21 protein-coding genes are annotated in these 25,957 nt (G+C 66.0%); 10 read left to right on the top strand and 11 right to left on the bottom strand.

Translation table 11 applies throughout. The features are described 5' to 3' along the window. The first annotated feature begins 13 nt into the window (after positions 1 to 13). From POM99_RS18150 to POM99_RS18125, 6 genes are all read left to right on the top strand, one after another. Positions 14 to 2,209 carry a thiamine pyrophosphate-dependent enzyme gene (locus POM99_RS18150; RefSeq protein WP_277279976.1) on the top strand — a complete coding sequence of 732 codons (2,196 nt, stop codon included), beginning with the start codon at positions 14 to 16 and terminating at the stop codon, positions 2,207 to 2,209. Then, positions 2,206 to 3,222 carry an ACP S-malonyltransferase gene (locus POM99_RS18145; RefSeq protein WP_277279975.1) on the top strand — a complete coding sequence of 339 codons (1,017 nt, stop codon included), beginning with the start codon at positions 2,206 to 2,208 and terminating at the stop codon, positions 3,220 to 3,222. The genes POM99_RS18150 and POM99_RS18145 overlap by 4 nt, the downstream gene beginning before the upstream one ends. Further along, on the top strand, positions 3,219 to 3,683 hold the full coding sequence (locus tag POM99_RS18140) for a low molecular weight protein-tyrosine-phosphatase (RefSeq protein ID WP_277279973.1): 465 nt from the start codon (positions 3,219 to 3,221) through the stop codon (positions 3,681 to 3,683). The genes POM99_RS18145 and POM99_RS18140 overlap by 4 nt, the downstream gene beginning before the upstream one ends. Positions 3,684 to 3,793: 110 nt before the next feature. Further along, positions 3,794 to 4,978, top strand: coding sequence for an acyl-CoA dehydrogenase family protein (locus tag POM99_RS18135; RefSeq protein ID WP_277279970.1), 1,185 nt, complete (start codon positions 3,794 to 3,796; stop codon positions 4,976 to 4,978). Next, positions 4,971 to 6,044 carry a phosphotransferase family protein gene (locus tag POM99_RS18130; protein WP_277279969.1) on the top strand — a complete coding sequence of 358 codons (1,074 nt, stop codon included), beginning with the start codon at positions 4,971 to 4,973 and terminating at the stop codon, positions 6,042 to 6,044. Before POM99_RS18135 ends, POM99_RS18130 begins: the two co-directional genes overlap by 8 nt. Beyond that, positions 6,041 to 6,823: an enoyl-CoA hydratase/isomerase family protein gene (locus POM99_RS18125; RefSeq protein ID WP_277279968.1), complete on the top strand. Its 783-nt coding sequence runs from the start codon at positions 6,041 to 6,043 to the stop codon at positions 6,821 to 6,823. Before POM99_RS18130 ends, POM99_RS18125 begins: the two co-directional genes overlap by 4 nt. Positions 6,824 to 6,876: 53 nt before the next feature. Here POM99_RS18125 and POM99_RS18120 read toward each other — a convergent pair whose 3' ends face one another. Then, the gene (locus tag POM99_RS18120) at positions 6,877 to 7,887 is read right to left on the bottom strand and encodes a LacI family DNA-binding transcriptional regulator (RefSeq protein ID WP_277279967.1); all 1,011 of its coding nucleotides are present in this window, start codon (positions 7,885 to 7,887) and stop codon (positions 6,877 to 6,879) included. Positions 7,888 to 8,055: 168 nt separating this feature from the next. Further along, entirely contained in the window at positions 8,056 to 8,877 is an 822-nt protein-coding gene (locus POM99_RS18115; RefSeq protein ID WP_277279966.1) for a DUF815 domain-containing protein, read from the bottom strand. Positions 8,878 to 9,113: 236 nt separating this feature from the next. On the opposite strand from POM99_RS18115, the gene POM99_RS18110 reads away from it, so the two are divergent. After that, complete coding sequence (locus POM99_RS18110) at positions 9,114 to 10,028, top strand: ROK family protein (protein ID WP_277279964.1); 915 nt, start codon at positions 9,114 to 9,116, stop codon at positions 10,026 to 10,028. Here the strand turns inward: POM99_RS18110 and POM99_RS22430 are convergent. From POM99_RS22430 to POM99_RS18095, 3 genes are all read right to left on the bottom strand, one after another. Beyond that, entirely contained in the window at positions 9,967 to 11,382 is a 1,416-nt protein-coding gene (locus tag POM99_RS22430; protein ID WP_277279963.1) for a putative 2OG-Fe(II) oxygenase, read from the bottom strand. The genes POM99_RS18110 and POM99_RS22430 overlap by 62 nt on opposite strands. Positions 11,383 to 11,388: 6 nt before the next feature. After that, positions 11,389 to 12,897, bottom strand: coding sequence for a tryptophan halogenase family protein (locus tag POM99_RS18100; RefSeq protein ID WP_277279961.1), 1,509 nt, complete (start codon positions 12,895 to 12,897; stop codon positions 11,389 to 11,391). Positions 12,898 to 13,059: 162 nt separating this feature from the next. Continuing rightward, complete coding sequence (locus tag POM99_RS18095; protein WP_277279959.1) at positions 13,060 to 15,570, bottom strand: TonB-dependent receptor domain-containing protein; 2,511 nt, start codon at positions 15,568 to 15,570, stop codon at positions 13,060 to 13,062. A 226-nt stretch (positions 15,571 to 15,796) separates the two neighbouring features. Here POM99_RS18095 and POM99_RS18090 point away from each other — a divergent pair, with 226 nt between their 5' ends. Continuing rightward, positions 15,797 to 16,831, top strand: coding sequence for a LacI family DNA-binding transcriptional regulator (locus tag POM99_RS18090; protein ID WP_277279958.1), 1,035 nt, complete (start codon positions 15,797 to 15,799; stop codon positions 16,829 to 16,831). Positions 16,832 to 16,953: 122 nt separating this feature from the next. On the opposite strand, the gene POM99_RS18085 is transcribed toward POM99_RS18090, so the two are convergent. Together POM99_RS18085 and POM99_RS18080 are read right to left on the bottom strand one after the other, a co-directional pair. Next, positions 16,954 to 18,099 carry a glycoside hydrolase family 68 protein gene (locus POM99_RS18085; RefSeq protein ID WP_277279957.1) on the bottom strand — a complete coding sequence of 382 codons (1,146 nt, stop codon included), beginning with the start codon at positions 18,097 to 18,099 and terminating at the stop codon, positions 16,954 to 16,956. A gap of 46 nt (positions 18,100 to 18,145) precedes the next feature. Next, positions 18,146 to 19,468 carry an MFS transporter gene (locus POM99_RS18080; protein WP_277280027.1) on the bottom strand — a complete coding sequence of 441 codons (1,323 nt, stop codon included), beginning with the start codon at positions 19,466 to 19,468 and terminating at the stop codon, positions 18,146 to 18,148. Between the two features lie 303 nt (positions 19,469 to 19,771). Between POM99_RS18080 and POM99_RS18075 the strand changes: the two genes are divergently transcribed. Next, the gene (locus tag POM99_RS18075) at positions 19,772 to 20,716 is read left to right on the top strand and encodes a fumarylacetoacetate hydrolase family protein (protein ID WP_277279955.1); all 945 of its coding nucleotides are present in this window, start codon (positions 19,772 to 19,774) and stop codon (positions 20,714 to 20,716) included. A 160-nt stretch (positions 20,717 to 20,876) separates the two neighbouring features. Further along, positions 20,877 to 21,899: a VOC family protein gene (locus POM99_RS18070; protein WP_277279954.1), complete on the top strand. Its 1,023-nt coding sequence runs from the start codon at positions 20,877 to 20,879 to the stop codon at positions 21,897 to 21,899. 41 nt (positions 21,900 to 21,940) lie between these two features. On the opposite strand, the gene POM99_RS18065 is transcribed toward POM99_RS18070, so the two are convergent. From POM99_RS18065 to gloA, 4 genes are all read right to left on the bottom strand, one after another. Beyond that, positions 21,941 to 22,903 carry a helix-turn-helix domain-containing protein gene (locus tag POM99_RS18065; RefSeq protein WP_277279953.1) on the bottom strand — a complete coding sequence of 321 codons (963 nt, stop codon included), beginning with the start codon at positions 22,901 to 22,903 and terminating at the stop codon, positions 21,941 to 21,943. A 148-nt stretch (positions 22,904 to 23,051) separates the two neighbouring features. After that, the gene (gene dld, locus POM99_RS18060; RefSeq protein WP_277279951.1) at positions 23,052 to 24,722 is read right to left on the bottom strand and encodes a D-lactate dehydrogenase; all 1,671 of its coding nucleotides are present in this window, start codon (positions 24,720 to 24,722) and stop codon (positions 23,052 to 23,054) included. 12 nt (positions 24,723 to 24,734) lie between these two features. After that, positions 24,735 to 25,211, bottom strand: coding sequence for a cupin domain-containing protein (locus POM99_RS18055; protein WP_277279950.1), 477 nt, complete (start codon positions 25,209 to 25,211; stop codon positions 24,735 to 24,737). A 14-nt stretch (positions 25,212 to 25,225) separates the two neighbouring features. Then, entirely contained in the window at positions 25,226 to 25,732 is a 507-nt protein-coding gene (gene gloA / locus POM99_RS18050) for a lactoylglutathione lyase (RefSeq protein WP_277279948.1), read from the bottom strand. Between the last annotated feature and the right edge of the window lie 225 nt (positions 25,733 to 25,957).

Raw genomic sequence — 25,957 nt, 5'->3', positions numbered from 1 at the left:
GATTGCCGCCCCCATGGATGCTGCCGAGCAGGTACACCGCAAGTTCCTGGACGCCTTGGACAAGGGCACGCTGCGGCGGCGGAGCAACCTGGGGCTGAAGGACGTGGGCCTTGCGCCCGAACGCGCCGCCGCGCTGCTCCATTCGCAGATGCTCAGCCGCCAGCTCGACCGGCTGAGCCGCAAGCTGCAGGCGCGCGGCGAAGGCTTCTACACCATCGGGTCGAGCGGGCACGAAGGGAACGCCGTGCTGGCCGAGGCGCTGCGGACCGACGACATCGCCTTCCTCCACTATCGCGACGCCGCCTTCCAAATCCACCGCGCCGGCCGCGTGCCGGGCGAGACCCCGGCGTGGGACATGCTGTTGAGCTTTACCGCCAGCGCCGAGGACCCGATCAGTGGCGGCCGGCACAAGGTGCTGGGATCGAAGCGGCTGATGATCCCGCCACAGACCAGCACCATCGCCAGCCATGTGCCCAAGGCGGTGGGCGCGGCCTTTGCCATCGGCATCGCGCGGCGCATGGGCTGGGCAGAAACCACGCTGGCCAGGGACGGCGTGGTGCTGTGCAGCTTTGGCGATGCCAGCGCCAACCATTCCACCGCCGTGGGCGCGATCAACACCGCCTGCTGGGCGGCGTTCCAGGGCACGCCCATGCCCATCGTGTTCCTGTGCGAGGACAACGGCATCGGCATTTCCACCAGCACCCCGCCCGGCTGGATCGAGGCGAATTGGCAGGGCCGCGCCGGCCTGACCTACATCGCCTGCGACGGCAGCGACCTCGTCGAGAGCTACCGCGCCGCGCGTGAGGCGGAGGCCATCGCCCGCCGCCAGCGCAAGCCCGTGTTCCTGCACATGAAGACGGTGCGCCTCTATGGCCATGCCGGCAACGACATCCAGCTCGCCTATCTGCCCAAGGCGCGCATCGAAGCGGACGAGGCGCGCGATCCGCTGCTGGCCAGCGCGGCGCTGCTGATCGAGGAAGGGGTGATGACCGCCGCCGACGTGCGCGCGCAGTACGATGCGATCGAGGCCGGCCTGATGGCCCAGGTGGAACTCGCCATCGCCCGGCCCAAGCTGCCCGATGCCGCGGCGGTGATGGCCAGCATCGTGCCGCCCCGGCGTGAAGGCGCGGAACGCCCCGTGCCCGATGCCCCGGCGCGCGCCGCGCTCTTTGCCGACGATGCCGATGCGATGCAGAAGCCGCAGCACATGGCCAAGCTGATCAGCTGGGCGCTGGCAGACCTGCTGCTGCAATATCCCAACGCCATCGTCTGTGGCGAGGACGTGGGGCCCAAGGGCGGCGTCTATGCCGCCACGCAGAAGCTGCACGCGCGGTTCGGTTCGGCACGGGTGATCAACACGCTGCTGGATGAACAGGCGATCCTCGGCCTCGCCATCGGCGCGGCGCACAACAACCTGCTGCCGATCCCGGAAATCCAGTTCCTCGCCTATGTCCACAATGCCGAGGACCAGATCCGGGGCGAGGCGGCGACGCTCAGCTTCTTTTCCAACGGCCAGTTCACCAACCCGATGGTGGTGCGTATCGCCGGGCTGCCCTATCAGAAGGGGTTCGGCGGGCACTTCCACAATGACAACTCGCTCGCCGTCTTCCGCGATATTCCCGGCGTGGTGCTGGCGGTGCCGAGCAATGGCCGCGATGCGGTTGCCATGCTGCGCGAATGCGTGCGGCTGGCGCACGAGGAACAGCGCGTGGTGGTGTTCGTGGAACCCATCGCGCTTTACATGACGCGAGACCTGCATGAGCCGGGCGACGGCCTGTGGGCCAGCGTCTATCAGCCCCCCGGAACCGGCGAGATCCGTCTGGGCGAGATCGGCGTGGCGGGGGAGGGGACGGACCTTGCCATCGTCACCTATGGAAACGGCTTCCACCTCAGCCTGCAGGCGCAGAAGCTGCTGGCGGAGCAGGGCGTGGCGGTGCGGGTGATCGACCTGCGCTGGCTCGGCCCGGTAAACGACGATGCGGTGATCGCCGCCGTCGCCCCGTGCGCCCGCGTGCTGGTGGTGGACGAATGCCGCATCACCGGCGGCCAGAACGAGGCGCTGATGGCGCTGCTGGCCGAACGCGCGCCCGGCAAGGGTATCGCCCGCATGGCCGCGACCGACAGCTTCATTCCGCTGGCCCGCGCCGCCACCCACACCCTGCCCAGCCGCGACGGCATCGTGGCCAAGGTGCTGGAGATGGTGCGGTGACCCGCGAACGCATCGTCGTCGTCTGCCCCGGGCGCGGCACTTACAATGCGCCCGAGCTTGGCTATCTGGCGCGCCACCATGGCGGGTCCGAATGGCTGGCCCGGTTCGATGCCCTGCGCGCTGTCGGGGGCAAGCCTGCGCTGACCGCACTCGATGGCGCGGCGAAGTTCGACCCCGGGCTGCACCTGCGCGGCGATGTGGCCGCACCGCTGATCCACGCCTGTGCCTACCTCGATTTCCTCGCCATTGACCAGGACCGGTTCGAGATCGTGGCCGTCACCGGCAATTCGATGGGCTGGTACACCGCGCTCGCCTGCGCCGGGGCGGTCAGCGGCGAACACGGCTTTGCCATCGCCGATGCCATGGGCGTCAATTCGCAGGGGCATGAACCTGGCGGACAGGCGGTGCTGGTGCTGGCGGGGGAGGACTGGACCGTCGATCCCGCGCTTGAACGCGCCGTCCATGCCGCCATGGCGCGCCACGGCGTGCTGCCATCGATCCGCCTTGGCGGGATGCTGGTGGTTGCCGGGGCGGAAGCGGCGCTCGATGCGCTGGAGGCGGACCTGCCGCCATTGGCCCGCGCACCGTTGCGCCTTGCCGGGAATGGCCCGTTCCACACCCCGCTGATGCAGCAGAGCGCCGATGCCGCGCGGGCGCAATTGCCGGTGGACTGGTTCGCCCGCCCGCAGGTTCCGCTGATCGACGGGCGCGGGCAGGTGTGGCGGCGTTTCGAGACCGATCCCGCACAGCTGTGGGACTACACCTTCGGCCACCAGATCCTGCAACCCTATGATTTCACTGCCGCCATCCGCGTGGCCCTGCGCGAATTCGCGCCGGACCGGGTTGTGCTGCTGGGGCCGGGTGAGACGCTGGGCGGGGCCATTGCCCAAGTTGTCATCGCCACCAAATGGCTGGACATTTCGTCGCGTAACGACTTCACTGCAAGGCAGGGAGAGGATCCGTACCTGATCGGCATGGGCAGGCCCGTGCAAAGGGAAATCGTGATCCGATGAGTCAGAAGTCCGTGCTGTTCGTGTGCCTGGGGAACATCTGTCGTTCCCCGCTGGCAGAGGCTGCCCTGCGTGCCCAGGCGGTGGCCGCCGGGCTTGCGCTCACCATCGATTCCGCCGGCACCGGCAGCTGGCATGCAGGCAATCCGCCCGATCCGCGCGCCGTGGCCGAGGCGGCACGCCACGGCATCGACATCTCGTCCTACCGTGCGCGGCAGGTGCGCGAAGAGGATTTCACCAGGTTCGGCCAGATCTGGGCACTCGATCAGCAGAACCTGCGCGATCTGCGCAGCATGGCGCCGCGCCGCGTGCTGGCGCAGGTGGGCCTGCTGATGGACCTTGTTCCCGGACGCGAAGGGACTGCGGTGATCGATCCCTACTATGGCGACGAGGAGGATTTCGCCGCCGTGTGGGACGACGTGGACCAGGCCGCGCGATTGCTGGTGGACCGCCTGCAAAGGTGACGCACCTCCGCCATGGCGGAATCAATAGTTTTCAATTACGCGCGGCCTCGCAACAGAACGTGAGAGATTCGCGCGCAGGATCGCGCGCGTGGCATTCAGGAGGGGTTTGAATGACGATCAGCAGCGAAGCGCTGGACATGGCGGCACGGGTGGAGGCATTCGTGCGGGAAACGGTGTTTCCCTATGAAGGCGATCCGCGCCGCGACCACCACGGCGCGCCGACCGATGAACTCGTCATGGAACTGCGCGCGCTTGCGCGTGAGGCCGGGGTGCTCACCCCGCACATCCGCGCCGATGGCAGCCACTTCAACCAGCGCGAAACCGCGGTGATCCTGATCAAGTCGGGCCTGACCCCGCTGGGCATGCTGGCCTGCAACACCCAGGCGCCTGACGAAGGCAACATGTACCTGATCGGCCATGTCGGCAGCCCGGAACTCAAGGAGCGCTTCCTGAAGCCGCTCGTCTCGGGCGAGGCGCGTTCGGCCTTCTTCATGACCGAGCCGGCCGAACTCAATGGTGCGGGCGCCGACCCTTCGATGATGATCACCACCTGCCGCCGCGATGGCAACCACTGGGTGGTCAACGGCAAGAAGTGCTTCATCACCGGGGCCGAGGGCGCCAAGGTGGGCATCATCATGGCCAAGTCGGAAGACCCGGATACGCGGGGCGGCGCCTGCATGTTCCTGGTGGACCTGCCCGATCCGGCGATCACCATCACCGGCGTGCCCAACACGATCGACAGCTCGATGCCCGGCAGCCATGCCGAAATCAGCATCGACAACCTGCGCATTCCCGCAGACCAGATGCTGGGCGATGCCGGCGAAGGCTTCAAGTATGCGCAGATCCGCCTTTCCCCGGCGCGGTTGTCACACTGCATGCGCTGGCTGGGCGGCTGCATCCGTGCGCAGGAAATCGCCAGCGACTATGCCTGCAAGCGCATGGCCTTCGGCAAGCCGCTGATCGACCACGAGGGCGTCGGCTTCATGCTGGCGGAGAACCTGATTGACCTGAAGCAGGCCGAACTGATGATCGATTGGTGCGCTTCGGTTCTCGATACCGGCTCATTGGGCACGGTGGAGAGCAGCATGACCAAGGTCGCCGTGTCCGAAGCGCTGATGCGGGTGGCGGACAAGTGCGTGCAGGTGATGGGCGGCACGGGGGTGACCGACAAGACCATCGTTGAAACCATGTTCCGCGAAATCCGCGCCTTCCGCATCTATGACGGTCCGACCGAGGTCCACAAGTGGAGCCTTGCCAAGAAGATCCGCCGCGACTGGAGGCACGCCAATGCCTGAGACTGCAAAGGTGGACATTGCCGAAGCCAACAAGGGTGCGGGCAAGGTCCGCGTCGCCTTTGACGAGGCGGCGCTGGCCGGGTGGATGGCCGCGAACGTCGAAGGCTTTGCCGGGCCGCTCACCGTCGACCAGTTCAACGGCGGGCAATCCAACCCGACCTATCGCCTGAGCACGCCGGGCCAGCGCTATGTGCTGCGGCGCAAGCCGCCGGGGCAGCTGGTGAAGGGCGCGCACGACGTGCTGCGCGAAGCCCGCGTACAGCAGGGCCTGGCCGGCAGTGCCGTCCCCGTGGCGCGGATCTTTGCGGTGTGCGAGGACGAAGGGGTGATCGGCAGTCCGTTCTATGTAATGGACATGGTCGAAGGCCGGATCATCTGGGACGCGGCCTTTACCGAAGTGCCCAAGGCTGAGCGCGCCGCATATTTCGACGAGATGAACCGCGTGATCGCGGCGCTGCATTCGGTCGATCATGTCGCTGCGGGCCTCGGCGATTATGGCAAGCCGGGCAATTACTTCGCGCGCCAGATCGGCCGCTGGAGCCGCCAGTATCTGGAAGACGAGCTGGCGGGCCGGCTGCCCGACATGGACGCGCTGGTGGAATGGCTGCCCACCGCGATCCCCGAGGGTGACGAGACCACGATCGTCCACGGCGATTTCCGCTGCGACAACATGATCTTCCACCCCACCGAGCCGCGCGTGCTGGCGGTGCTGGACTGGGAGCTATCCACGCTGGGCCACCCGCTGGCGGACTTTGCCTATCACGCGATGATGTATCGCATGCCGGCCGATATCGTGGCGGGGCTGGGCGGGGCGGACCCGGTGCCGCTCGGCCTGCCGACCGAGGCAGAGTACATCGCCGCCTACTGCGCCCGCACGGGGCGGGACGGCATCCCCAACTGGGATTTCTACCTCGCGTTCAACTTCTTCCGCCTCGCAGCCATTTTCCATGGCATCAAGGGGCGTGTCGAGCGCGGCACGGCCACCAATGCGCAGGCCAGGGAACGTGCCCAGGCACTGCCCCGTATCGTTGCACTCGCGCGGGAAGCGATGGAGAAATGCCGATGACCAATGTCCTGCTCGCGATCGACAATGGCGTCGCCACGATCACGCTCAATCGCCCGGAACAGGGCAACGGCATCGACATGCCATTGGCCGAAGAACTGCTGGCTGCGAGCGAGGCGGTTTCGGCCGACCCCACGGTGCGTTGCGTGGTGCTGACCGGCGCGGGCCGGATGTTCTGCGTGGGGGGTGACATCGCCGCGTTCTCGGCCGCGGGCGATCAGGCGGGACAGTTCCTGAAGGCGCTGGCGGACAAGCTGCACGAATCCGTGCTGGTGCTGGCCGCCATGGCCAAGCCCTTGATAGTCGTGGTGAATGGCCCCGCCGCCGGTGCGGGCCTGAGCCTTGCCGCAGCGGGCGACGTCGTGCTGGCGAGCGAGGCGGCGCACTTCACCGCCGCCTATACCGCGATCGGCCTGACGCCCGACGGCGGCATGAGCTGGACCCTGCCGCGGCTGGTGGGAATGCGGGTGGCGCAGGAGATGATCCTGACCAACCGGCGGGTTTCCGCTGCCGAGGCGGTGACGCTCGGCCTCATCACCCGCGCGGTTGCGGCCGAAAGTCTGGCGGCGGAAGCTGCGGCGCTGGCGGCGAAGCTGTCCGATGCGCCCATGCGCGCACTGGGCGCCGCACGCTGGCTGCTGGCGGAAGGGCAGACGCACAGCCTGGCGGTGCATCTTGACCTGGAAAGCCAGACGATCGCCAGTGCGGGGGCCGGGCCTGAGGGCAAGGAAGGCGTGGCTGCGTTCCTGGGCAAGCGCAAGCCCGACTTCAGGGGCGTTTGAGGCGGTCTCAACCGCTCTCAAGGCGTTTCAGCCCCCTCTCAGTCGGTCTCAACTTACGCCGATTCCCGCTCTACCAGCGTAGGCGGGAACTGGACCGACTGCGTCTCCTCGCCCGCGATGCGGCGCATCAGCAGATCGACCAGCGCCCTTGCGCCGGCTTCGATATCCTGCCGCACGGTGGTGAGCGGCGGCGTGGCGATCCGCGCCAGCAGGATATCGTCGAAGCCGATCAGCGAAAGGTCACGCGGCACGGAAATGCCGTGTTCCGCAGCGGCGGCGGCGACGTTCATCGCCACGATATCGGACGCGGCAAAGGCCCCGTCCGGCCGGTTGCCGGCGGCGAAATAGGCGCTTGCGGCTTCGAAGGCGGGATCGGGGGTCAGCGGGATCGGGACGATCGAGGTGTTGCGGCGCACCTCGTCAGGCAGGGCGGAGAGAAAACCCGCCTGGCGCGCGGCAAATTCAGGGGCTTCGGGATTTCCGAACCATACCAGATGCCGCCGCCCCCGGGACAGCAGGTGCTGCGCCGCCAGAACGCCACCGGCGGCGTTGTCCGTCCCCACGCTGGTATAGGCATTGGTGGCATCGAAGGCGCCCCACACCACCATCGGGCGGTATCCGGCGGCAGTACGGTTGAGCACCGCGCCCTGATCGGACTGACCAATCACGATCACGCCGTCGGTACGGCCCGAACGGACGAAGTTTTCCAGCCAGTCCTCTCCACTGGGCAGTACGCGGCTGAGCAGCAGGTCATAGCCGCGGTCAGCCAGCATATCCGCCAGATAGCCCAGCATGGCGCTGAAAAAGGGATCCGACAGATGCTGGCCGCGTTCGTGGCCCAGTGGCAGCAGGACGGCGATGGCGCCGGTGCGGCCCAGCCGCAGGTTCTGCGCTGCCACGTTCAGCTTGAAATCGTATTGATCGGCCAGCGCGCGGATTCGATCCCGCGTCGACTGGTTCAGGGTGCCCTTGCCGGTCAACGCGCGCGACACGGTGGAAACCGAAACCCCCGCCATGCGCGCCAGGTCCGCAATGCTGCGCACCGTGGTCTTTTGCCCCTCCATCACCCCTGCAACCCTCTGCCTTTGCCCTATCCTGGCGTCGCCTTCTTCCCTGCAAGGCTTTGCGCTTTTGCGGGTGACGGATTGCCAATCAAAATGGACGTAACACGAAAATTGGTTGATGCACCAACAGGATGAACGAAAGCGGTTTTTATCGCAATCGGGTTCGGATCAAATGGCCATCCCGGCGCGGCCCGCCAGCTCATTGACGTATTGCCAGGCGACCCGGCCAGACCGCCCGCCGCGCCGCTTGGACCATTCCAGCGCATCGCCTTCATCGAAGGTCAGTCCGAAGTGCGTGGCATAGCCGGCGATGATCGCCAGGTAATCATCCTGCGAGCAGTTGTGGAAGCCGATCGACAGGCCAAAGCGATCGGCCAGCGCCAGCCGATCATCCACCGCATCGCGCGGGTTGATCGGATCATCCTGTTCCGCGGCGTGCCGTTCAACGATGGCGCGGCGATTGGAGGTAACGGCAAGGCGCACGTTGGCGGGCCGCGCCTCAACCCCGCCTTCCAGCCATGAGCGCAGCGCACGGGCGGCGGCGGCATCACCAGCGTCGAAGCCGAGATCATCGAGGAAGACGAGGAAACGCCGGTCGACCTGCCCGAGATCATGAAACAGATCGGCCAGCGCGGCATCGGGCGAGGCCTGTACCAGCGCGATCGAGCCGGGCCGTTCGGCCTGCGCCGCGCGCACCGCGGCGCGCAGCAGCGCCGATTTGCCCATGCCGCGCGATCCCCACAGCAGCATGTCATGCGCCGCGGCCCCGCGAGCCAGGCGGGCGACATTTTCAACCACCAGCGCCTTCTGCGCATCGATCCCCTGCATCAGGGGCAGCGCCGGCGCATCGAGCCGCGCGATTCCTCGCACCCGGCCGCCGGAAACGACATAGGCGGGATGCGCGCCCCAGTCTGCTTCGGCAGCGGCAGGCGGAGCGAGCCGTTCAAGCGCGGCGGCAAGGCGGGCGAGCGGATCAGTCTGGTCGGTCATGCGCCGGGCTGCAGCATGCGGGGCGGGGTGGTGTCAAGGAACGGGGCGCGGGATAGCCCTCTGGCCCGCCCTGCGGGCGATCCACGGCCCCGTTCGTGCTTTGCGAAAACGGGCAGGAACCGGCCCGCACAAACGTTTGCAAGAGGCCTGTTGTGGGGTATTAGGACGAACAACGGCGGCGATGTTGGACATCGTGCGTTGAAGCCTGGAACGCAGGCCGGAGGATGCGAGGACGTATGACGCAGGGGCGGTTGATCGGGGCGGTGGAGGCCGGGGGCACCAAGTTCGTGCTGGCGCTGGCGCGTGAGGACGGGACGATCCTGATGCGCGAGCGCATTGCCACCGAGACGCCGGCAACCTGTTTTCCGGCGATGGCTGCGTTCTTTGACGCGGCGCAGGACGCGCACGGGCGCATCGATGCGTTCGGCGTGGCGAGCTTTGGCCCGATCGACATCGATCCGGCATCGCCCGCCTATGGCACCTTTACCACCACGCCCAAGCCGGGCTGGGCCGGGGCGCGGTTTCATGACGTGCTGGGCCGCTTTGGCGCGCCGATCGTGGTGGACACCGATGTGAACGGCGCTGCGATGGGCGAATGGATGGCGGGGGCGGGGCAGGGGTGCGATACCGTGGCCTATACCACGGTGGGTACCGGCATCGGTACCGGCGTGGTCAACCGGGGCCGTTCGCTGCTGGGCTTTTCCCATTACGAGAGCGGGCACATCCTGCCGCCGCATGACCGCGCCGCCGATCCATTTGGGGGGGCGTGTCCCTACCACGGGGATTGCTTGGAAGGGCTGGCCTGCGGGCCTGCCATTGAGAAGCGCTGGGGCAGGAGCCTGGACCAGCTGGGCACGGCGGAAGTGGAACTGGTGGCGGGCTATATCGCGCATCTGGCGGCCACGCTGGTGCTGCTGCACATGCCCGACCGGCTGATCTTCGGCGGCGGGGTGATGAAGGCGCCGGGCCTGATCGAGGCGGTGCGGCGGCAGACCGAGGCGAAGCTGGGAGGGTATGTAAAACACCCGCGGCTCGATGCCGGGCTGGAGCGCTACATCGTGCTGCCGGGGTTGGGCGACGATGCCGGGATCACCGGGGCGATTGCGCTGGGCCAGAAGATCTTGGGGATCGGCGCGCTGCGGCAGGGATGACATCGAAGGCGATGGTCATGCGTTCGCCGTCCGCGAATGGGGCGGTGCCGTGCCACATGGTGGAAGGGAACAGCGCCAGCGTGCCGGGCGCAGGCTCCACCGCGCCATAGGATGACAGCGCCAGGCCGAGTTCGGGCGGGGGCGTGCCGAACTGCAGATGCCCGGCGGGCGCGGGGCCGCGCTGCCGCTCTGGCGGCACGGTGACGTAGAGCGCGGAGCTGATCCAGCCCATCGGATGGGTATGCGCGGCGTGAAAGCCGTTCGGGCGCAGCCGCACCGACCAGCTGCCCGCAAACAGGAACTGTTCGCGCGGGGCGGCGAGCAGGGGATGCTGCGGATCGGGCGGGGGCAGCGCGGCGATGTAGCGGTTCGCGACCGCTTCGATGGCTATGCGGGTCTTGCGGATCACCGGGTCCAGGCGGAGGAGCAGCGGGCGTTCGGTCTGGGTGCCGCCGCGCACCGACTGTTCATGCCACGGCGCCTGCGCGGTGTGGAGCGTGCGCAGCAGGGTGGCAAGGTCGGCGAGGTCGGCAGCGGTGAGGCCGACGTCATAGGCGCACACGAAGGCCATGTCGCGATCCAGCCAGTGTGCCTGTGCATCGCCGAGCAGCCGCCATGCCAGCGAGAGGTAGGGCCAGAACACGCCCATTGTCGGCTGCCCGCGATGGCGCAGCGCCACGTCGCGTGCGCGTTGCACCTGCCCGCCGCGCAGGAAATGCCGCACGCGGGCAAGATCGAGGCCGGTGTCCTGCTCGTCCTCAAGCAGATCGAACAGGGCAGGGTCGTTTGCGCCTTCGCCGGATTCGCTGCGCCAATAGGCACGGGCAAGGCGGGTGGCGCGGCTTTCGCCAAGATCATGCTCTGCCTGATCCAGCACCTGCCGCGCCTCATCCCAGCGGCGCGCGGTGCAGAGGGTGTGGAACCAGGCATGGCGCAGGCCGGGCTGGCCGGGATGCGCGGCTGCGGCACGGGCGAGGCTGCGGGCGAAATCGGGCTGGCCTGCGGCGGTGCGCAGGTTGGCGAGCGCGCGATGGCCATCGAGCCAGAGCGGGTTGGCCGTCACCACCGCGTCCAGCAATGCTTCGCCGCCAGCGGCATCACCTTCTGCCGCCATGGCCAGGGCAAGGCTGCGCTGAACCTCTGGCCGATCCGGCGCGAGTGCGGCGGCGCGCTGGAAAAGGACGGTGGCGGGGAGCCCCGCCTCGAAGCGCAATTGCGCATGGCCCAGCGCCACCTGCGCATCGGTGGGAGCGAGTGCGGCGGCCCTGCCGATGGCCTCGAGCGCGCTTTCCATCTCCTGCATCTGCCGCGCTGCGATGGCGCGGGCGAGCCAGACGGAAGCGTCCTCAGGCACGCTCCCTCAGCCCCTGGACCCGATGGCCTGGGTGATGAAATCCTCGTGGGTTGGCAGGCGGGCGGCTTCTGCCTGCATCGCGGCGCGCAGCTTGCCCAGCCATTCGCGCCCGTCCACGCCGCGATAGTCGATCAGCGGATCGTTGCCCCGGGGTGTGTTGAACTGGCCGATGTGGACGGCAAGCCAGCTGGGCGGGCCGAACAGATCGGCATCGCGCTGGATCAGGCGGCCGTTGCGGCGGAAATGCTCGATCTTGGTGGCGAGCGTGTCGGGAATGTCCATGGCCGCGCAATAGCGCCACAGCTCGCTGTCGCTGCGCTCGGTCAGCTTGTAGTGCAGGATCAGGAAATCGCGGATGCGCTCGAACTCGTTCACCGCGATGCGGTTGTATTCCTCGATCACCAAGGGATCGAAGCTGCGATCGGGGAACAGGGCGATCAGCTTGGCGATGCCGGCCTGGATCAGGTGGATCGAGGTGGATTCGAGCGGTTCCATGAACCCGCTGGACAGGCCGATGGCGACGACGTTCTTGGTCCAGAAGCTGTTGCGGCGGCCGGTGACGAAGCGCAGCGGGCGCGGATCACCCAAGGCCTTGCCATCGAGGCGCTGGCTCAGCCTGGTCGCCGCGTCGTCATCAGACAGGAACTGGCTGCAATAGACATAGCCATTGCCGGTGCGGTGCTGCAGCGGGATGCGCCATTGCCAGCCGGCTTCCTGCGCGGTGCTGCGGGTATATGGGGTGAGGGGGCCAGCGTTTTCGCAGGACATGGCCGCGGCGCGGTCACAGGGCAGCCAGTGGGTCCAGTCCTGATACCCGGCCTTCAGCGCGCCTTCGATCAGCAGCCCACGAAAGCCCGAGCAATCGACGAACAGGTCGGCATCGAGATCGCGCCCGTCTTCGAGCGTCACCCCGGTGACGAAGCCGGTTTCCCAATGCTGGCGCACGGCCGCCACCTTGCCCTCAACGCGCAAAACGCCGCGCGCTTCGGCATAACTGCGCAGGAAGCGGGCATAGAGCCCGGCATCGAAGTGATAGGCATAGTCGAAGGTGGACAGCACGCTGCGCGGATCGGGCGAGGGCGGGGCGAAGCGGTTCTGCCTGGCCATGGCCCAGGCCATGGAATGATCGCACAGCGGCGCGGTTTCACCCTGTTCGCGCGCGCGCAGCCAATAATGATGCAGGCCCACGGTATCGAACGCGCGGCCATAGGGGCCGAAAGGGTGGAAATAGCGGTGGCCCTGCCGCCCCCAGTTTACGAACTCGATGCCCAGCTTGAACGAGCCCTTGGTCTCGCGCAGGAAATCGCGCTCGTCGATGCCCAGCGTCTGGTTGAAGGCGCGGATCGGCGGGATCGTCGCCTCGCCCACGCCGACGGTGCCGATCTCTTCGGATTCGACCAGGGTGATGGTGCAGCCCTGGCGCAGCGTGTTGGCGAGCGCCGCAGCCGTCATCCACCCGGCAGTGCCGCCGCCGACGATCAGGATGGAACGGATGGCGTGGGGCGACTGGTCCATGGCGTTACCGATAAGCAGGAGAACGGAAGTTTGGAACAGCAAAGGCGGGAACGGCGCCGTGCCGATCCCGCCTTTGCCTTGCGACCCCATGACAGGGCTGGTTTTTCCGGAACGGAGCCCGGGCGGAGGAGGGATCCGCCGGGCTCCGTCGCGGATGGCCGGTCAGAAGCGATAGCGGACCGATGCCGTCATCGTACGACCGAGCATCGCGCTGTTGTCGAGGATCGCCTGGTTCGCGGCCAAGCCGGCGCTGGGACCGACCAGCGCGAGGCTGCCGTTGTTGGCGCGATAGCCAAGGGTGTTGAACAGGTTGTTCACGTTGAACGCCAGTTCCAGCGCATCGGTGGGGCGTACCTTCACATAGCCGTTGACGAAGGTGCGGCCCGGCGCGGTGTAGCCGCCGGAGATCTTGAAGTTCGACTGGCCGCTGGCGGAAAGGCCCAAGGCGGCCTTGCCCATGTCATAGCTGGGCGAGACCAGCCAGGTCCACTGCGGCATGGCCACCGGGGTGGCGCCGGTCTTGGCGTTTTCGGCGTGGGTATAGACCACATAGCCGTTCAGGCCGAAATCGCCGACGTTGACGCTGCCGGAGGCTTCCACGCCATAGGAATGGAAGATCGCGTCGATGAACGGGCTTTCATTGCGGGCCGGCGCGGTGAAGTCGTAGTTGCTCTCCTTCACCTGCGCGCGATAGACGGTCACTTCGGCGCGATAACGCCCGTTGCCGCCGATGCTGCCGCGCTGCTTGAGGCCGACTTCCTGCTGCGTGACATAGTTCACCGACAGATAGCGGCCACCCGTGGTGAGCTGGCCATCGGCGGTGAAGTTGTTGTTGTTGTACAGCATGCGATCGGCATTGAAGCGGCCGCCGCGGCTGACGCGGAGGAACACGCTGGTGTTGCCCGAGACTTCATAGAGTGCGCCGAACGACCAGCTGGCGTAGCTGCGGGTGTAGTTCAGCACGTTCACCGGGGTGGAACCGGTGTTAGAGGTGGGCAGGGTGGCGGTGCCGAGGCCGTCGGTGACGGTGATGGTGCCGCCGGTGACCGGGGCATAGGCGTTGCCTTCGGCCTTCACGCTGTCAAAACGCACGCTGCCATCAAGGTTCAGGCCGCCGAACTGGCCTTCCAGCTGCAGGTAGGGCGCGTTGTCGGTGTAGGTCACGTCATAGGACCGGCCGCCGCAGCATCCGCCCCACTGGTTGTTGAAGCCGGTCAGGCCGTTGGCGGAAAGCTGGTTGCCATCGGCATCGAACAGGTCGAGCGGCACGGGGTTGCCCGACGATTCCAGCGACTGCGTGACGTTGTTGATGCGCCAGTCCATCGAGATGTTCTGCCGCATGAAGAACCAGCCGGCATGGGCGGTGATCTTCGCGCCATCGCCCACGGCGAACTTGCCGTTGAAGGTCAGGTCGTTGGCGAAGGAGCCCACATCGCGCATGGTGGTATAGGCCTGCGCGCTGTTGCTGATGAACGGCGAGGTGTAGAGCTGGCCGGCCTTGGGCCCGGCGGCATAGCGGATCTGCGCGATAGTGCGGCCATCGGCCTGCGTGCCGAAGGCGGCGCCGACGGTCTTGCCGATCAGCGAGGCGGTGTCGAGCTCGCCGGTCCACTGGTTGGCGAACACGCCGCTCATGTCGGTCCAGCGCGCCTTGTTGGTTACGTTGAAGCTGTCGTTGAATTCGTAATGGAACTCACCGCCGATCGAGGTGGCGACAGGGTGGATGCCCTCCATCTTCACCGTGCGCAGGCTGCCATCGGCGTCGAGGATCTGGAAGGTCTGGTTGTAGATCCCGGACGAGGCGTATTTGCGCGCGTCGACACCGTTGAACGTGCTGTAGCCGGTGATCTTGTTGCCCGAGAGGGTGACCAGCGCAGGCATCGAGGTGAAGGTCGGCTCGCGATCGTCCAGCCGCTTGAAGTTCAGGCGGATGTAGCCCTTGCCGTCGGCCAGATCCTTGGTGATGTTGCCCTTGATCTGATAGCCCTTCTGGGCGGTGTAGGGCAGGTGCGTGGGGCCGTTGCCGGTAACGGCGAAGCCACCGACATGGAAGCGCACGGTGTCGCTCAGCTTGCCGCCGTAATCGAAATCGAGGCGGGTCTCGCGATAGTTGAGCGCGGTGGAAATGCCGACTTCGCCGCCTTCCTTCTCACCGGTCTTCGACACGTAGTTTATCACCGCGCCGGGGGCCTGGCTGGAGAAGGTGGAGGCCGAACCGCCGCGCACCGCTTCGACGCGGTCCACGTTGTTGTCAAAGCGCACCCAGTAGTCGTTGTTGCCGAACTGGATGTCGCCGAACAGGGTAACGGGCAGGCCGTCTTCCTGCAGGCCGACATATTCCGAACCGCCGGTGGACACAGGGATGCCGCGCACGCCGATGTTGGCGTTGCCGCCCGGGCCGGCGGTATCCTGCACGTTCAGGCCTGGGATGGTGCGCAGCACTTCGGCCTGCGAACGCGGGGTGAAGTTGGTGACCGCTTCCTGCGAGATCTGCGAAACCGAGATCGAGGACAGGCGGGCCGACTTGTCACCCGCAGCGGCGGTCACGACGATTTCGGAATTGTCGGTGGCGGCACCATCGGCTGCCGCATCCTGCGCCAGCGCCGGGCTGGCCAGCAGCGCGCCGGACAGCGCGAAAACGGAAACGGACGCAGCGAAGGCTGGAAACCTCATAGAACACTCCCCCATGGAACCCGCCCCTTACAATGGGCTTGGTGACGTCCTCTATAGGCTGCTCCACAAACGTTTGCAAACACAAATTGCAAAGGTTTGCTTGGGGCGTCAACCATGCTGAAAGCGGCAGATTCCGGGCCATCTCAAGCGGAATGAAAGGAATGGTCGCCGATAAAGGTTGCAATCGTCTGCTTGCGCCGCTCCGTACGATTCGTAAGGTGGTCTAATGAACGCCGATCCACTGACATCCGAGACAGCGGGAACACCGCGCCGGATTCGCAACATCATTGAACTGGCCGAACTGGCCGGGGTCTCCCCCGGAACGGTTTCACGCGCGCTGACCGGGAAGGGCGCGCTGAGCGAGGCGACGCGTGAGCGGATCAAGGCGCTGGCCAGCGAACACGGCTTTCGCCTGAACCAGATGGCCAGCCGGCTGCGCACGCAGCGTACCGGACTGATCGGGGTGGTGATTCCGCTGGGTCATGCCAGCCGCCAGCACGTGTCCGACCCGTTCTTCATGACGATGTTCGGCGCGCTGGCCGACGAACTGACCGAAACCGGGCACGACATCATGCTGAAGCGCGTGGTGCCCGATGATGCGGACTGGCTGGAGCGGATCGTCGATTCGGGCATGCTCGACGGCACCATCGTGGTTGGTCAGTCCAACCAGCTGGAAGCGATCGACCGCGTGGCGCGGCGGCACCTGCCAGTGGTGGTGTGGGGCAAGGCGGGTTATGCGCACTGCACCGTGGGCGCGGACAACGTGCTTGGCGGAGAACTGGCGGTGCGGCGACTGATCGATACGGGCCGGCGCAGGCTGGCGTTCCTGGGCGATGTGCGCGCGCCGGAGATCGCGGACCGCCTGGTGGGCGCGCTGGCCACCAGCGGCGCAGTGGCGGGAGTGTCGCTGCAGCCTTACGAGGTCTCGCTGTCACAGGACGAGATGCCCGCACAGATCGCCGAGTTCGTTGCGCGGCATGGGCGCGAAGTGGATGGCGTGTTCTGTTCGTCAGACGTGATGGCGATGGTCTGCATCCGCATCCTGCGCGACGCGGGCCTGCGCGTGCCAGAGGACGTGGCCGTGGTCGGCTTCGACAATCTGGCCATCGCCACGCAGACCTCGCCACCGCTGACCACCGTCAACCAGAAGGTGGCCGAAGGCGCGCACCTGATCGTGAAGGCGCTGATGGCGCGGATCGAGGGCGAGGCTGCCCCTTCGCAGGTATTGAAACCCGAGCTTGTGATCCGCGAAAGCGCCTGATCCCATAGCTACCTGTACGGTTGCCGACCCATGACGATGACCGGCAGCACCCCTTCGGTATGCTCCTTGCCGGGAACCGCCAGAACGCCGCCATCGCAGGGCAGGAATCCTGCGGGTTTGGATCAGGCGATCGCGGTCACGCGGTCTCCATCATAGACGAGGCGGAAGGCGGGGGCCACCGTGCCGCCGAAGCGGCCGCGCAGCAGCGCGGGATCGCTGGCAGGATCGCGTCCTTCCAGCCCCCAGTAGTCGATGAAGCTCCACACTTCGTCCTCGCCCGTCACCCACCAGCTGTAGGTCTGGCGCGGTTCGGACGCCGGGTTGGCCACGACGAGGCCATTGCCGTTGACCGGGCGCCATGGCCCGCGCAGCGCATCCGCCACCGCACCATAGATGCCGTTGGGCCCGGCGGGCGATCTGGGCGAGAAGGTGTGGCGCTGGGTTGACCAAAACAGGTAATAGCGCCCGCCACGATGGACGACGACCGGCCGTTCCAGTTCGTTGTTCACGCCCACCGCATCGATCAGCGGGTCTTCAAGCTGCCAGCGGCCATCGGTGAAGGTGGCGAGGCCGACCACGCCATTGTGCGGGTCATCGCTCCACGCCGCGCTGCCTGTGAACAGGATATGCGCGGTGCCGGTTGCGGGATCGCGGAACCACGCCGGATCGCGGAAGCCCTTGATCGTGCCGGGGGCGCCATCGGGGTTTTCCTGCCGATCGAGAATGTAGCGGATGTTGTCTGCCGCCACGATTTCCTCGGGCGCCTGCCAGTTGCCCGGTCCTTCCGCACCGAGCACGCCGTTGCACACGAACAGGCGCTGCTCGACCGAGTAGGGCCCTTCGCGGCGGCCGGCGACGGTGTAGAACAGGTGGACGGTCTGGCCGTCGTCGCGCAGCACGGCGCTGCCCGCCCATTCGCGTGTGCCGGGGTTGAGGCCATCGGGCAGGGCATTGCCATGATCGCGCCAGCCATCATCCCCGCGCGAGATCAGACGGATGCGCGCCTGGACGTGGCGGTCAACCGGATCGGGAAACTGCGGCGCGCTGAGGAAGAACCACCACTGCCGGCGGTGGTGATCAACGGTTCGGCCATCTTCGTGCATCAGCGGCCAGCAATCCCACACGTCGAGCGCGGGCACGAGGGGATGCACGTCTGCCGCGGTGATCAGCGGCAGTTCGGGACGATGGTCGAACGCGGTCGGCCGCCAGCGACTGATACGCGCGGGATCAAAGGCGGGCAGGCTGGGCGCAGGTGTTTGGACGGTCATCGGAACCTTCGTGGCCGCATGCGCGGCGCGGGATCGGAAAGGGAGTTCAGGCGGCTGCTTCGGCCAGGCGCACGGCGCTGGCGCGACCTTCGCGCACCCAGATCACTGCGGCGGCGGCGCAGATCAGGCACAGGCCGCACAGGGTGATCATGTTGCGCGGATCGTTGCCCAGCACACGTTCGTAGACGCCGAGGCCGAGCGAGACGAAGCCGAGGTCAAGCCGGCTCATGACCACCGCGAACAGCAGCATCGGGATGACGATGAACATGTTGAAGATGCCCATGTAGACCCCGGTGCGCGCCGGCGGGATGGCGTTGGAAAGGATGGCGTAGGGGTTGCCCATGATGCTGCCCCAGGCGAGGCCGATGCCGATGGCGGGCAGGAACAGCAGCGCCTTGGTGGAAATGAAGGGCAGCGCGATCATGCCCACGCCGCCGGCCAGCAGGCACAGCGCATGCAGCGGCCCCGGCCCGATCCGCCGGACCAGCGGTACCATGGCGAAGGCGGCGACGAAGGCGATGCCATTGTAGAACGCGGCCACTTCGCCATTGGTCAGCACGGCGCTGTGGAACTCGGGGCTTACCGCATCGGTGCTGCCATAGACGGTGCGTGCGATCGAATAGACCGCATAGGTCCAGTAGCCCGCCATGCCGAACCACTGGAACAGGCTCATCAGGGCAAGCTTGCGCATGGCCAAGGGCATGTCGCGGATCGCTTGCGCGATCTCGGCCAGCGCCGCGCCGAAGCCGCGCGGGGCGGCGGCGATATGGGCGCGCTCATCAACCGTAAGCGGCAGTTCCGGCACGCGCAGCACCGACCACAGGATGGTGGTGAGCGAAAGCACCGCGCCGAGCATGAAGACGACATGGACGGTGTAGGGAATGTTGTGCGCGTCGACCGCGTCCTTGTTCATGCCGAACCCGACGAGGATCGAAGGCGTGAGGAACGCCAGCATCTGGGCGAGGCCGGTGAAGGCGCTCTGCGAGAGGAACCCGGCCTGCCGCTGTGACGGGTTCAGCCGGTCGGAGACATAGGCGCGATAGGGCTCCATGGTGATGTTGTTGCCCGCATCGAGCAGCCACAGCAGCGAGGCGGCCATGAGCAGCGAGGCCGAGAACGGCATGGCCAGCAGGCCCAGCGTGCACAGAATGGCACCGGCGATGAAATAGGGCGTGCGGCGGCCCCAGCGGCTGTCGGTCCGGTCGCTCATCGCGCCGATCAGCGGCTGGATCAGCAGGCCGGTGACCGGCCCTGCCAGGCTGAGCAGCGGCAGCTGCGCCTCGTTCGCGCCAAGGTAGCTGTAGATCGGCCCCATGTTTCCCTGCTGCAGCCCGAAGCTGAACTGCAGGCCCAGGAAGCCGAGATTCATTTCCAGAATGCGCGACAGCGAAAGCTGCGGACGGACCTGCTGCACGTGGCTCTCCCCTTGGCGCTGGGCCTTATGGCCAAGGCTATGGCACATCCGCAACCAGGTTTCAACAAACGATTGCGTTAAAGGGCCAGGATGCGTCCAGGTGTGCAGCGAGGGGGAGACCAGACGGCTTTTCCGGTCGCATAGACAGCGGACCTGCCGGATCGCGGCAATGCAAGTCCATCGACGCGCAGCCGTTGCGCGTCGGTGTCAGTGCAGCTAATCAGAACCTTGATACCAAAACAGCCGGAGAACAAATCGATGCGCCTTGCCACCCTGCGCGATGGAACGCCCGACGGCCGTCTCGTCGTCGTTTCGCCAGATGGCGCGTCCTGTGCACCTGCGCCGGTTCGCACCCTGCAGGAAGCGATCGAGCGCTGGGGCGAGGTGACGCCGCAACTGGCCGCTGTTGCCGCTTTTCCCGACCCGATCGAGCCGATGCAGGTCCTCGCGCCGCTGCCGCGTGCATGGCAGTGGCTGGATGGGTCCGCCTTCCAGAGCCACGGAGACCTGATGGATGCCGTGCTCGGCATTACCAAGCCCAAGACCGATCTGCCCCTGATGTACCAGGGCACTTCGGACCGTTTCTATCCCCCGATCAGCGAGGTCAAGTTTCCCAGCGAGGCGCTCGGCATCGATTTCGAGGGCGAATTCGGCGTGATCGTGGACGAAGTGCCGATGGGCACCAGCGCGGACGATGCCTTGCAGCACATCAAGCTGATCGTGCAGATCAATGACTGGTCGCTGCGCACGCTGGCCGGCCCCGAAATGAAGACCGGGTTCGGGTGGGTGCAGGCCAAGCCCCCGTGCGGCATGGCGCCATTCGCGGTCAGTCCGGACGAACTGGGCGGAGCCTGGCGCAACGGGCGCGTGTGCCTCGATCTCCTCGTGGATTGGAACGGAAAGCGCTTTGGCGCGGCAAATGGCGAACCGATGGGCTTTGGCTTCCATGAACTGATCGCCCATGCCGCACGCACGCGTGATCTGGTCGCCGGGACCATCATCGGTTCGGGCACGGTGTCCAATGCCAACTTTCGCGAGATCGGCTCATCGTGCATCGCCGAGCGCCGGGGCATCGAAGTGCTCGATCTGGGCGAGGCGAAAACCGAGTTCATGCGCTTTGGCGATACCGTGCGCATGGAGGCGGTAGATGCGGCCGGCCGGGCTCCATTCGGCGTGCTCCATCAGACGGTTGTCCGTGGTTGAGGGTGCGCCACCCGCACGCCTTCCACCAGGGCCGTCAATCCAGATATCGATGCGGTGAATGGTTTTTCAGTTGATCAATTCATGCCCATGATTTGCGTTCGATCAACAAATCCATCCCGCATCGCCAGCATTGTGCACCCATGTTTTCGGGAGACAGTGCATGGCGATCATCGGCATCAGGCGGCTGACATGGATGGTGGACGACGTGCCCGCCTGTGTACGCTTCTTCGCGGACTTTGGCCTCACCCTTGTTGAACAAGATAGCACATCCGCCTTGTTCGAGGCGGCTGACGGATCGCAATCGCTGTTCCTGGCCAAGGGCCACCCGCGCCTGCCAAGGCATAGCGCGCAGACCACGCGCGGGGTGCACGAATGCGTCTGGGCGGTGGACAGCGACGAGGGCATGCGCCGGCTGAAGGCCCGGCTTGAACCTGTGGTGACGCTGACCACCGACGACGAGGGCGTGGTCCACTTCACCACGCCGTTCGGGCAGGCCATCGGACTGCAGGTGTGGCAGCCGCGCGCCGTGTTCGGCGCGCCCACGCCGCAGAACACGGTGGGCCACATCTCCCGGCTCAACCAGCCGCGCAAGTGGATCGACCGCGCCGTGCCCAAGCGCACCCATCACTGCGTGTGGACGTTCCCCGACGTGCAGCAGGCGGTGGACTTCTATCGCGACGTGCTGGGTTTCCGCATCACCGACATGCAGAAGGGCTTCGGCGTCTACATGCGCGCCGACGGGGCCTATGAACACCACAACGTGTTCCTGGCCGATGCGCACGCGCCGATGCCGGGCTTCAACGGCACGCTGAAGTTCCACCACGCCAACTGGGAGGTGGAGGACATCGATGAGCTGATGGTCGCCAAGAACTACCTTGACCGGCGGGGATACAGTTATGGTGACTGGAACTGGGGCTTTGGCCGCCACCGGCTGACCTCTGCAGCGTTCTTCTACATTCCCTGCCCGGCCGGCGGCGAGGCGGAATACGGCGCGGACTGCGACTGCGTGGATGACAGCTGGCGCCCGCGCATCTGGGACGGCGCATTCGGCACGGCGATCTACATGACCAACCTGCCCGACTTCATGCGGGGCGAGCCCAATTGGGACGTTGCCTATGCCCGGCCTGACCAGCTTCGATACCATCCCGCAGATCCGATCGCGATGGCCGAAGCCGCCGAATAGCGGGGATCAACCAAACGGAATCAGGTAGAATTCGGTCTCGATCATTTGGTCATGCTCAATGAGCGGAACTCGCTCGGGCTCAGCTTGGCGTGGGCCTTGAACTTGCGGCTGAAGTGGGCGGCATTGCCGAATCCCCACCTGAGGCCGATTTCGAAAACGCTCGATCCGGCGAAAGCCGGGTTGGCCAGATCGCGCTTGCATCCGGCGAGGCGCTCCGTCGAAATGAACTGCCATGCCGTCTGGCCGCTGCCTTCGAACAGCCAGTGCAGGTAACGCAACGAGATGCGATTGGCCACGGCGATGGCTTCAAGCGTCAGATCGGGATCCTGCAGGCGTTGCCGGATCTTGGCCTTGACCGTATCGAGTTGGGCACCCTTGTGACTGATCTGCTCCGGGGTGCCCGACTGGGACGCCACGATCATGGCCACGGCTGCATCCACGAGGGCGTCGTATCGCATGGGATTGTTGGAGTGGTCGATCCTGACCAGGCTTCGCACATAGCCGGCCAGCAAGTCTGAACCGGGCTCGCCCGATTTGATGCAGCGTGGCAGGTTGCGCCACGATTGTGGCAGCCAGTCCTTCAGGCGATTGAGTGGCAGGGCGACCGACACCTTGCTCAGCCGCTCTAGCACGGTGAATTGCATGGTCTGGGTGTTGTCCCAGATGAATATGTCGCCCGGGTGCAGGATCGCCTCCTGTGCGCCCAGCTTCATGTGTTCCTGCCCGGCTTCGACCAGTTGAATGATCAACCGCTCCTGGGGATCGGTCTCCCGCACGATGTCACCGCCTTTGCGCTCTCCCCCGCATGGGTCGCACTGGCAGGAAATGACGTTGAGGCTGCCGAGGCTGCGGGCCCTGATCGTCGCGTCGAAATCCCCGGCGGGCGTTTGCGAAGCCCGCCAATAGCCGAAGGTGGAATTGAGCTGGTCCACCCACGCATCATACCGCCCACGCGGATTGACGTCCTGCGATGACCACGCGTGCACGGCCGCACCATTGTCCATCGGCATTCTCCCTTGCAGGCGCTTCTCAACGGAGCACCCATTTTATCGGGAGAGTGTAACCTCAGTTCCCTGCATCTGGCCAACCCAAACTCATGAATGCGCAAGCGCGCACGTCGCTCTGCACGAATTGCAAAGGCGGGCGTCCTTTTCAGGTCCAGTTCTTGCCACGCGATGTCTGTCCGATGCCCGGATTCAGCGTGTTGGTGGGGTCCAGGGCGCGATAGAACGCCACCACATTCTCTGGCGCGGGGTAGTGATGGCCAAAACTATGTTCGGCCGGGCACATGATGCCTTCTGCGCTGAGCAGGGCGAGCAGCGCCGCTTCGAAGGCGGCTGCATCACTGCCGGGGCGAAGGATGAAGTCGAGGTGGAAGACATGGCAGAGGAAATGCCCGTAGTCCGCGCGGGCCAGCACTTGGCGGGCAAGATCATCGGGTAAGGCGATCTGCCAGTTGGCGCGGTTGCGAGGCAAGGCGCAATCGATCGCGATCAACGCTCCGGCAGCCCTCTCTACTGCAGCGAAGCGGATCGTTGCGCCTGCCGTGGCGAAGCGCAGCCGCTGCAGCGCTGCGGCTTCCTTTGCGGTGCAGGTGTGGATAGCGATGGATTTGCCCCGATCACGGCTGAGGCGCCTGCGTGCTTCGGCAATGCCGTCGTCTGCAACGCTCAACAGCAGAAGGTGTTCGTGCCCGTCCACGATCCGGCGAAGGGCAGCCGGCAGGGGATGGGGAGCCAACCGGCCAACGGCTTGGAACAGCCGGTCTGTCAGTGCCGATCCGAACCGGCGGAGAACCCTGTCGGCCGCAAGCTTCATTGCGAGCAGAAACGGCATGCGCCTTGCCCCCAGGTACTGCACTGCAAGGCAGATATCGTTGCCGTGACTTGCCGCGAGCGTGGCGGCGTTGCGATGCATGTACTCCGCTGTAGTGGGCAAGTGCTGGAACCCGCCGAGTATGTGCCGACGAACTGCGGCGAAGTCGTTCGGGTCATTGGTCGCCAACAGAATGGTTTCGGTTTGGCGCGCGGCGGGGAATGTCTCTGTCCGCACCGCAAAGACGACAACCTTGCCGGCGCTTCCTGATGCGCCGAAATGGCGGCGGCTGTCGGCATTGAAGCGCGCCGGGGTGGGGCGATCGATGTCGCGCACTTCGTGTTCATAGGCACTGCAGCCATCCGCCCGATCCGTTCTGGCGACGAGATCGGGCGGGATGGTGCCCCCATCCAGCAACGCCAGTGCTGCTTCAGGATCATCCGGTAACAGCACGCCCAAACGGTTGACGAGTTCCAGCCGACCGTTTTCATCGACCCGGGCATAGAGTGCATGTCGAGTAAAGGCAGGCCCGCGGCTGACCAGCGCGCCACCTGAATTGTTGCAGATGCCGCCAACGACCGACGCGCCCAGACAAGTCGAGCCGATGACCGAGTGCGGCACCCTGCCATAAGGGGCAAGACGGTCTTCGAGCATGGTCAAGGTGGCCCCAGCCAGGCAAATGGCCTCCTGCCCGTCCAGGATCGGGATGATCCCGTCGATCCGCAACGTGCTGATCAGAACGACGGGCCGGTCATAGCCGCCTGCGGGTGTCGATCCCCCGGTCAGCCCCGTGTTGGCAGCCTGGACGATGATGATGCACCCGGCCGTGACACAGGCCCTTGCGCAATGCCACATTTCGACCAGGCTGCCGGGCCTCACCACCGCAAGGACCGTTCCGCTGCCAGTCCGGTATCCATTGGTGAACGCGCGGGTTGCCGACGGCGCCGTGATGACGTGACCGCGCCCCACAATCGCCCGCAGATGTGCCAGAAGCGCGCGGCCCTGCATGGTCCGGTCCGGTCAACCCTGCGCAGCGAGCCATGCGGATTCAGCGCCGTCCCACGTGACGAGAGCCCTGGTCGGGCCGCCCGGCTCGTCAACGAACTGCAGCGGGCCAAGGAAGGTCATGTAGAACTCGCTATCGACCGGAAAGTTGGTCTTGCCGTGGAAGGCGCTGGTCGCCTCATAGCCATAGGCCGGGGCGTTCACTGTCTCGCCGCCCTCTGCCTCTCCGCCGCGAATCTCCATCCGTCCACGGGTGAGATAGTACTCGCCCGGGCCGATGTGGTGGTGGCTGGCAAATGACGATCCCGCCGGGCAATCGAAGATCGCGGCCCATGAACCCAGTTCGGGCGCCACATTGAGCAGTTTCCATCGGATGCCACCGGTGCTGAGCGCGGCCGGAAAGTCTACCCAAGGCAGGCTCCGGAGTTCCACTGCGCGGCAATTGATCGGGGTAGTCGCGTTCATCGGCTTGTCCTCCACCATGTTGTTCATTGTCGCCACGTCGCTCAAACGGCGCTGGCAAGGCCTTCGGGATTCAGGATCTCGATCCAGTAGCCATCCGGGTCGGCGATGAAGGCGAGGCCCTTCATCCGCCCCTCGTCCGGGCGCTTGACGAAGGTGACGCCCAGTTCACCGAAGCGGCGGCAGGCGTCTTCCACATCGGGAACGGCAATGCCGATATGCCCGAACCCGCGCGGCTCGCTGTTGCCGTCGTGATAGACGGGCGCAGGCTGGCGCTCGGTGCCGTGGTTGTGCGTCAGTTCGAGCACTGCCTTTTGGCGAAAGGCGTAGGCGGTGCGCGCGATCCGTTCTTGAGGAAGGGGCTCATCGTCAGGTCGGACGTAGCCGAGGAAATAGAGCGAGAATGCCGCATCGGGAAAGTCGAGCTGCTGGATCAGGGTCATGCCCAGAACCTGGGTATAGAATTCCAGCGAAGCTTCGGGATCACGGATGCGGAGCATCGTCTGGTTGAAAATGAAGTCGCGGGTCTCAACCGGTGGTGCATTCTGCACGGACAACTCCTGACGAAGCAGCGGGCATGGCCGGATGGCCAGCGTTCGATGCATCAGCACTATCACGCCGTGCCAACACCGCTTTTCCGTGAGTGCCAGAAGCCATGACAGATCATGCAGCATCCATCCCGCCCGGGAGGTTGCACGGAATGCCAATCCTGTTGGCGCTCACGCAAAAGCCCCTGCCTCCGTGCTTCGCTAACCAAGACGGTGAAGCAGAACGCA

This window comes from Novosphingobium cyanobacteriorum (assembly GCF_029436685.1).
Taxonomy (GTDB): Bacteria; Pseudomonadota; Alphaproteobacteria; order Sphingomonadales; family Sphingomonadaceae; genus Novosphingobium; species Novosphingobium cyanobacteriorum.
This window is presented reverse-complemented; position numbering and strand designations above follow the sequence as displayed.

Coding starts and splice junctions, on each gene's coding strand:
- POM99_RS18150 (WP_277279976.1), top strand. CDS start 14: ATGGATGCTGCCGAGCAGGTACACCGCAAGTTCCTGGACGCCTTGGAC.
- POM99_RS18140 (WP_277279973.1), top strand. CDS start 3,219: ATGAGTCAGAAGTCCGTGCTGTTCGTGTGCCTGGGGAACATCTGTCGT.
- POM99_RS18135 (WP_277279970.1), top strand. CDS start 3,794: ATGACGATCAGCAGCGAAGCGCTGGACATGGCGGCACGGGTGGAGGCA.
- POM99_RS18130 (WP_277279969.1), top strand. CDS start 4,971: ATGCCTGAGACTGCAAAGGTGGACATTGCCGAAGCCAACAAGGGTGCG.
- POM99_RS18125 (WP_277279968.1), top strand. CDS start 6,041: ATGACCAATGTCCTGCTCGCGATCGACAATGGCGTCGCCACGATCACG.
- POM99_RS18120 (WP_277279967.1), bottom strand. CDS start 7,887: ATGGAGGGGCAAAAGACCACGGTGCGCAGCATTGCGGACCTGGCGCGC.
- POM99_RS18115 (WP_277279966.1), bottom strand. CDS start 8,877: ATGACCGACCAGACTGATCCGCTCGCCCGCCTTGCCGCCGCGCTTGAA.
- POM99_RS18110 (WP_277279964.1), top strand. CDS start 9,114: ATGACGCAGGGGCGGTTGATCGGGGCGGTGGAGGCCGGGGGCACCAAG.
- POM99_RS18100 (WP_277279961.1), bottom strand. CDS start 12,897: ATGGACCAGTCGCCCCACGCCATCCGTTCCATCCTGATCGTCGGCGGC.
- POM99_RS18095 (WP_277279959.1), bottom strand. CDS start 15,570: ATGAGGTTTCCAGCCTTCGCTGCGTCCGTTTCCGTTTTCGCGCTGTCC.
- POM99_RS18090 (WP_277279958.1), top strand. CDS start 15,797: ATGAACGCCGATCCACTGACATCCGAGACAGCGGGAACACCGCGCCGG.
- POM99_RS18085 (WP_277279957.1), bottom strand. CDS start 18,099: ATGACCGTCCAAACACCTGCGCCCAGCCTGCCCGCCTTTGATCCCGCG.
- POM99_RS18080 (WP_277280027.1), bottom strand. CDS start 19,468: ATGAATCTCGGCTTCCTGGGCCTGCAGTTCAGCTTCGGGCTGCAGCAG.
- POM99_RS18075 (WP_277279955.1), top strand. CDS start 19,772: ATGCGCCTTGCCACCCTGCGCGATGGAACGCCCGACGGCCGTCTCGTC.
- POM99_RS18070 (WP_277279954.1), top strand. CDS start 20,877: ATGGCGATCATCGGCATCAGGCGGCTGACATGGATGGTGGACGACGTG.
- POM99_RS18065 (WP_277279953.1), bottom strand. CDS start 22,903: ATGGACAATGGTGCGGCCGTGCACGCGTGGTCATCGCAGGACGTCAAT.
- dld (WP_277279951.1), bottom strand. CDS start 24,722: ATGCAGGGCCGCGCGCTTCTGGCACATCTGCGGGCGATTGTGGGGCGC.
- POM99_RS18055 (WP_277279950.1), bottom strand. CDS start 25,211: ATGAACAACATGGTGGAGGACAAGCCGATGAACGCGACTACCCCGATC.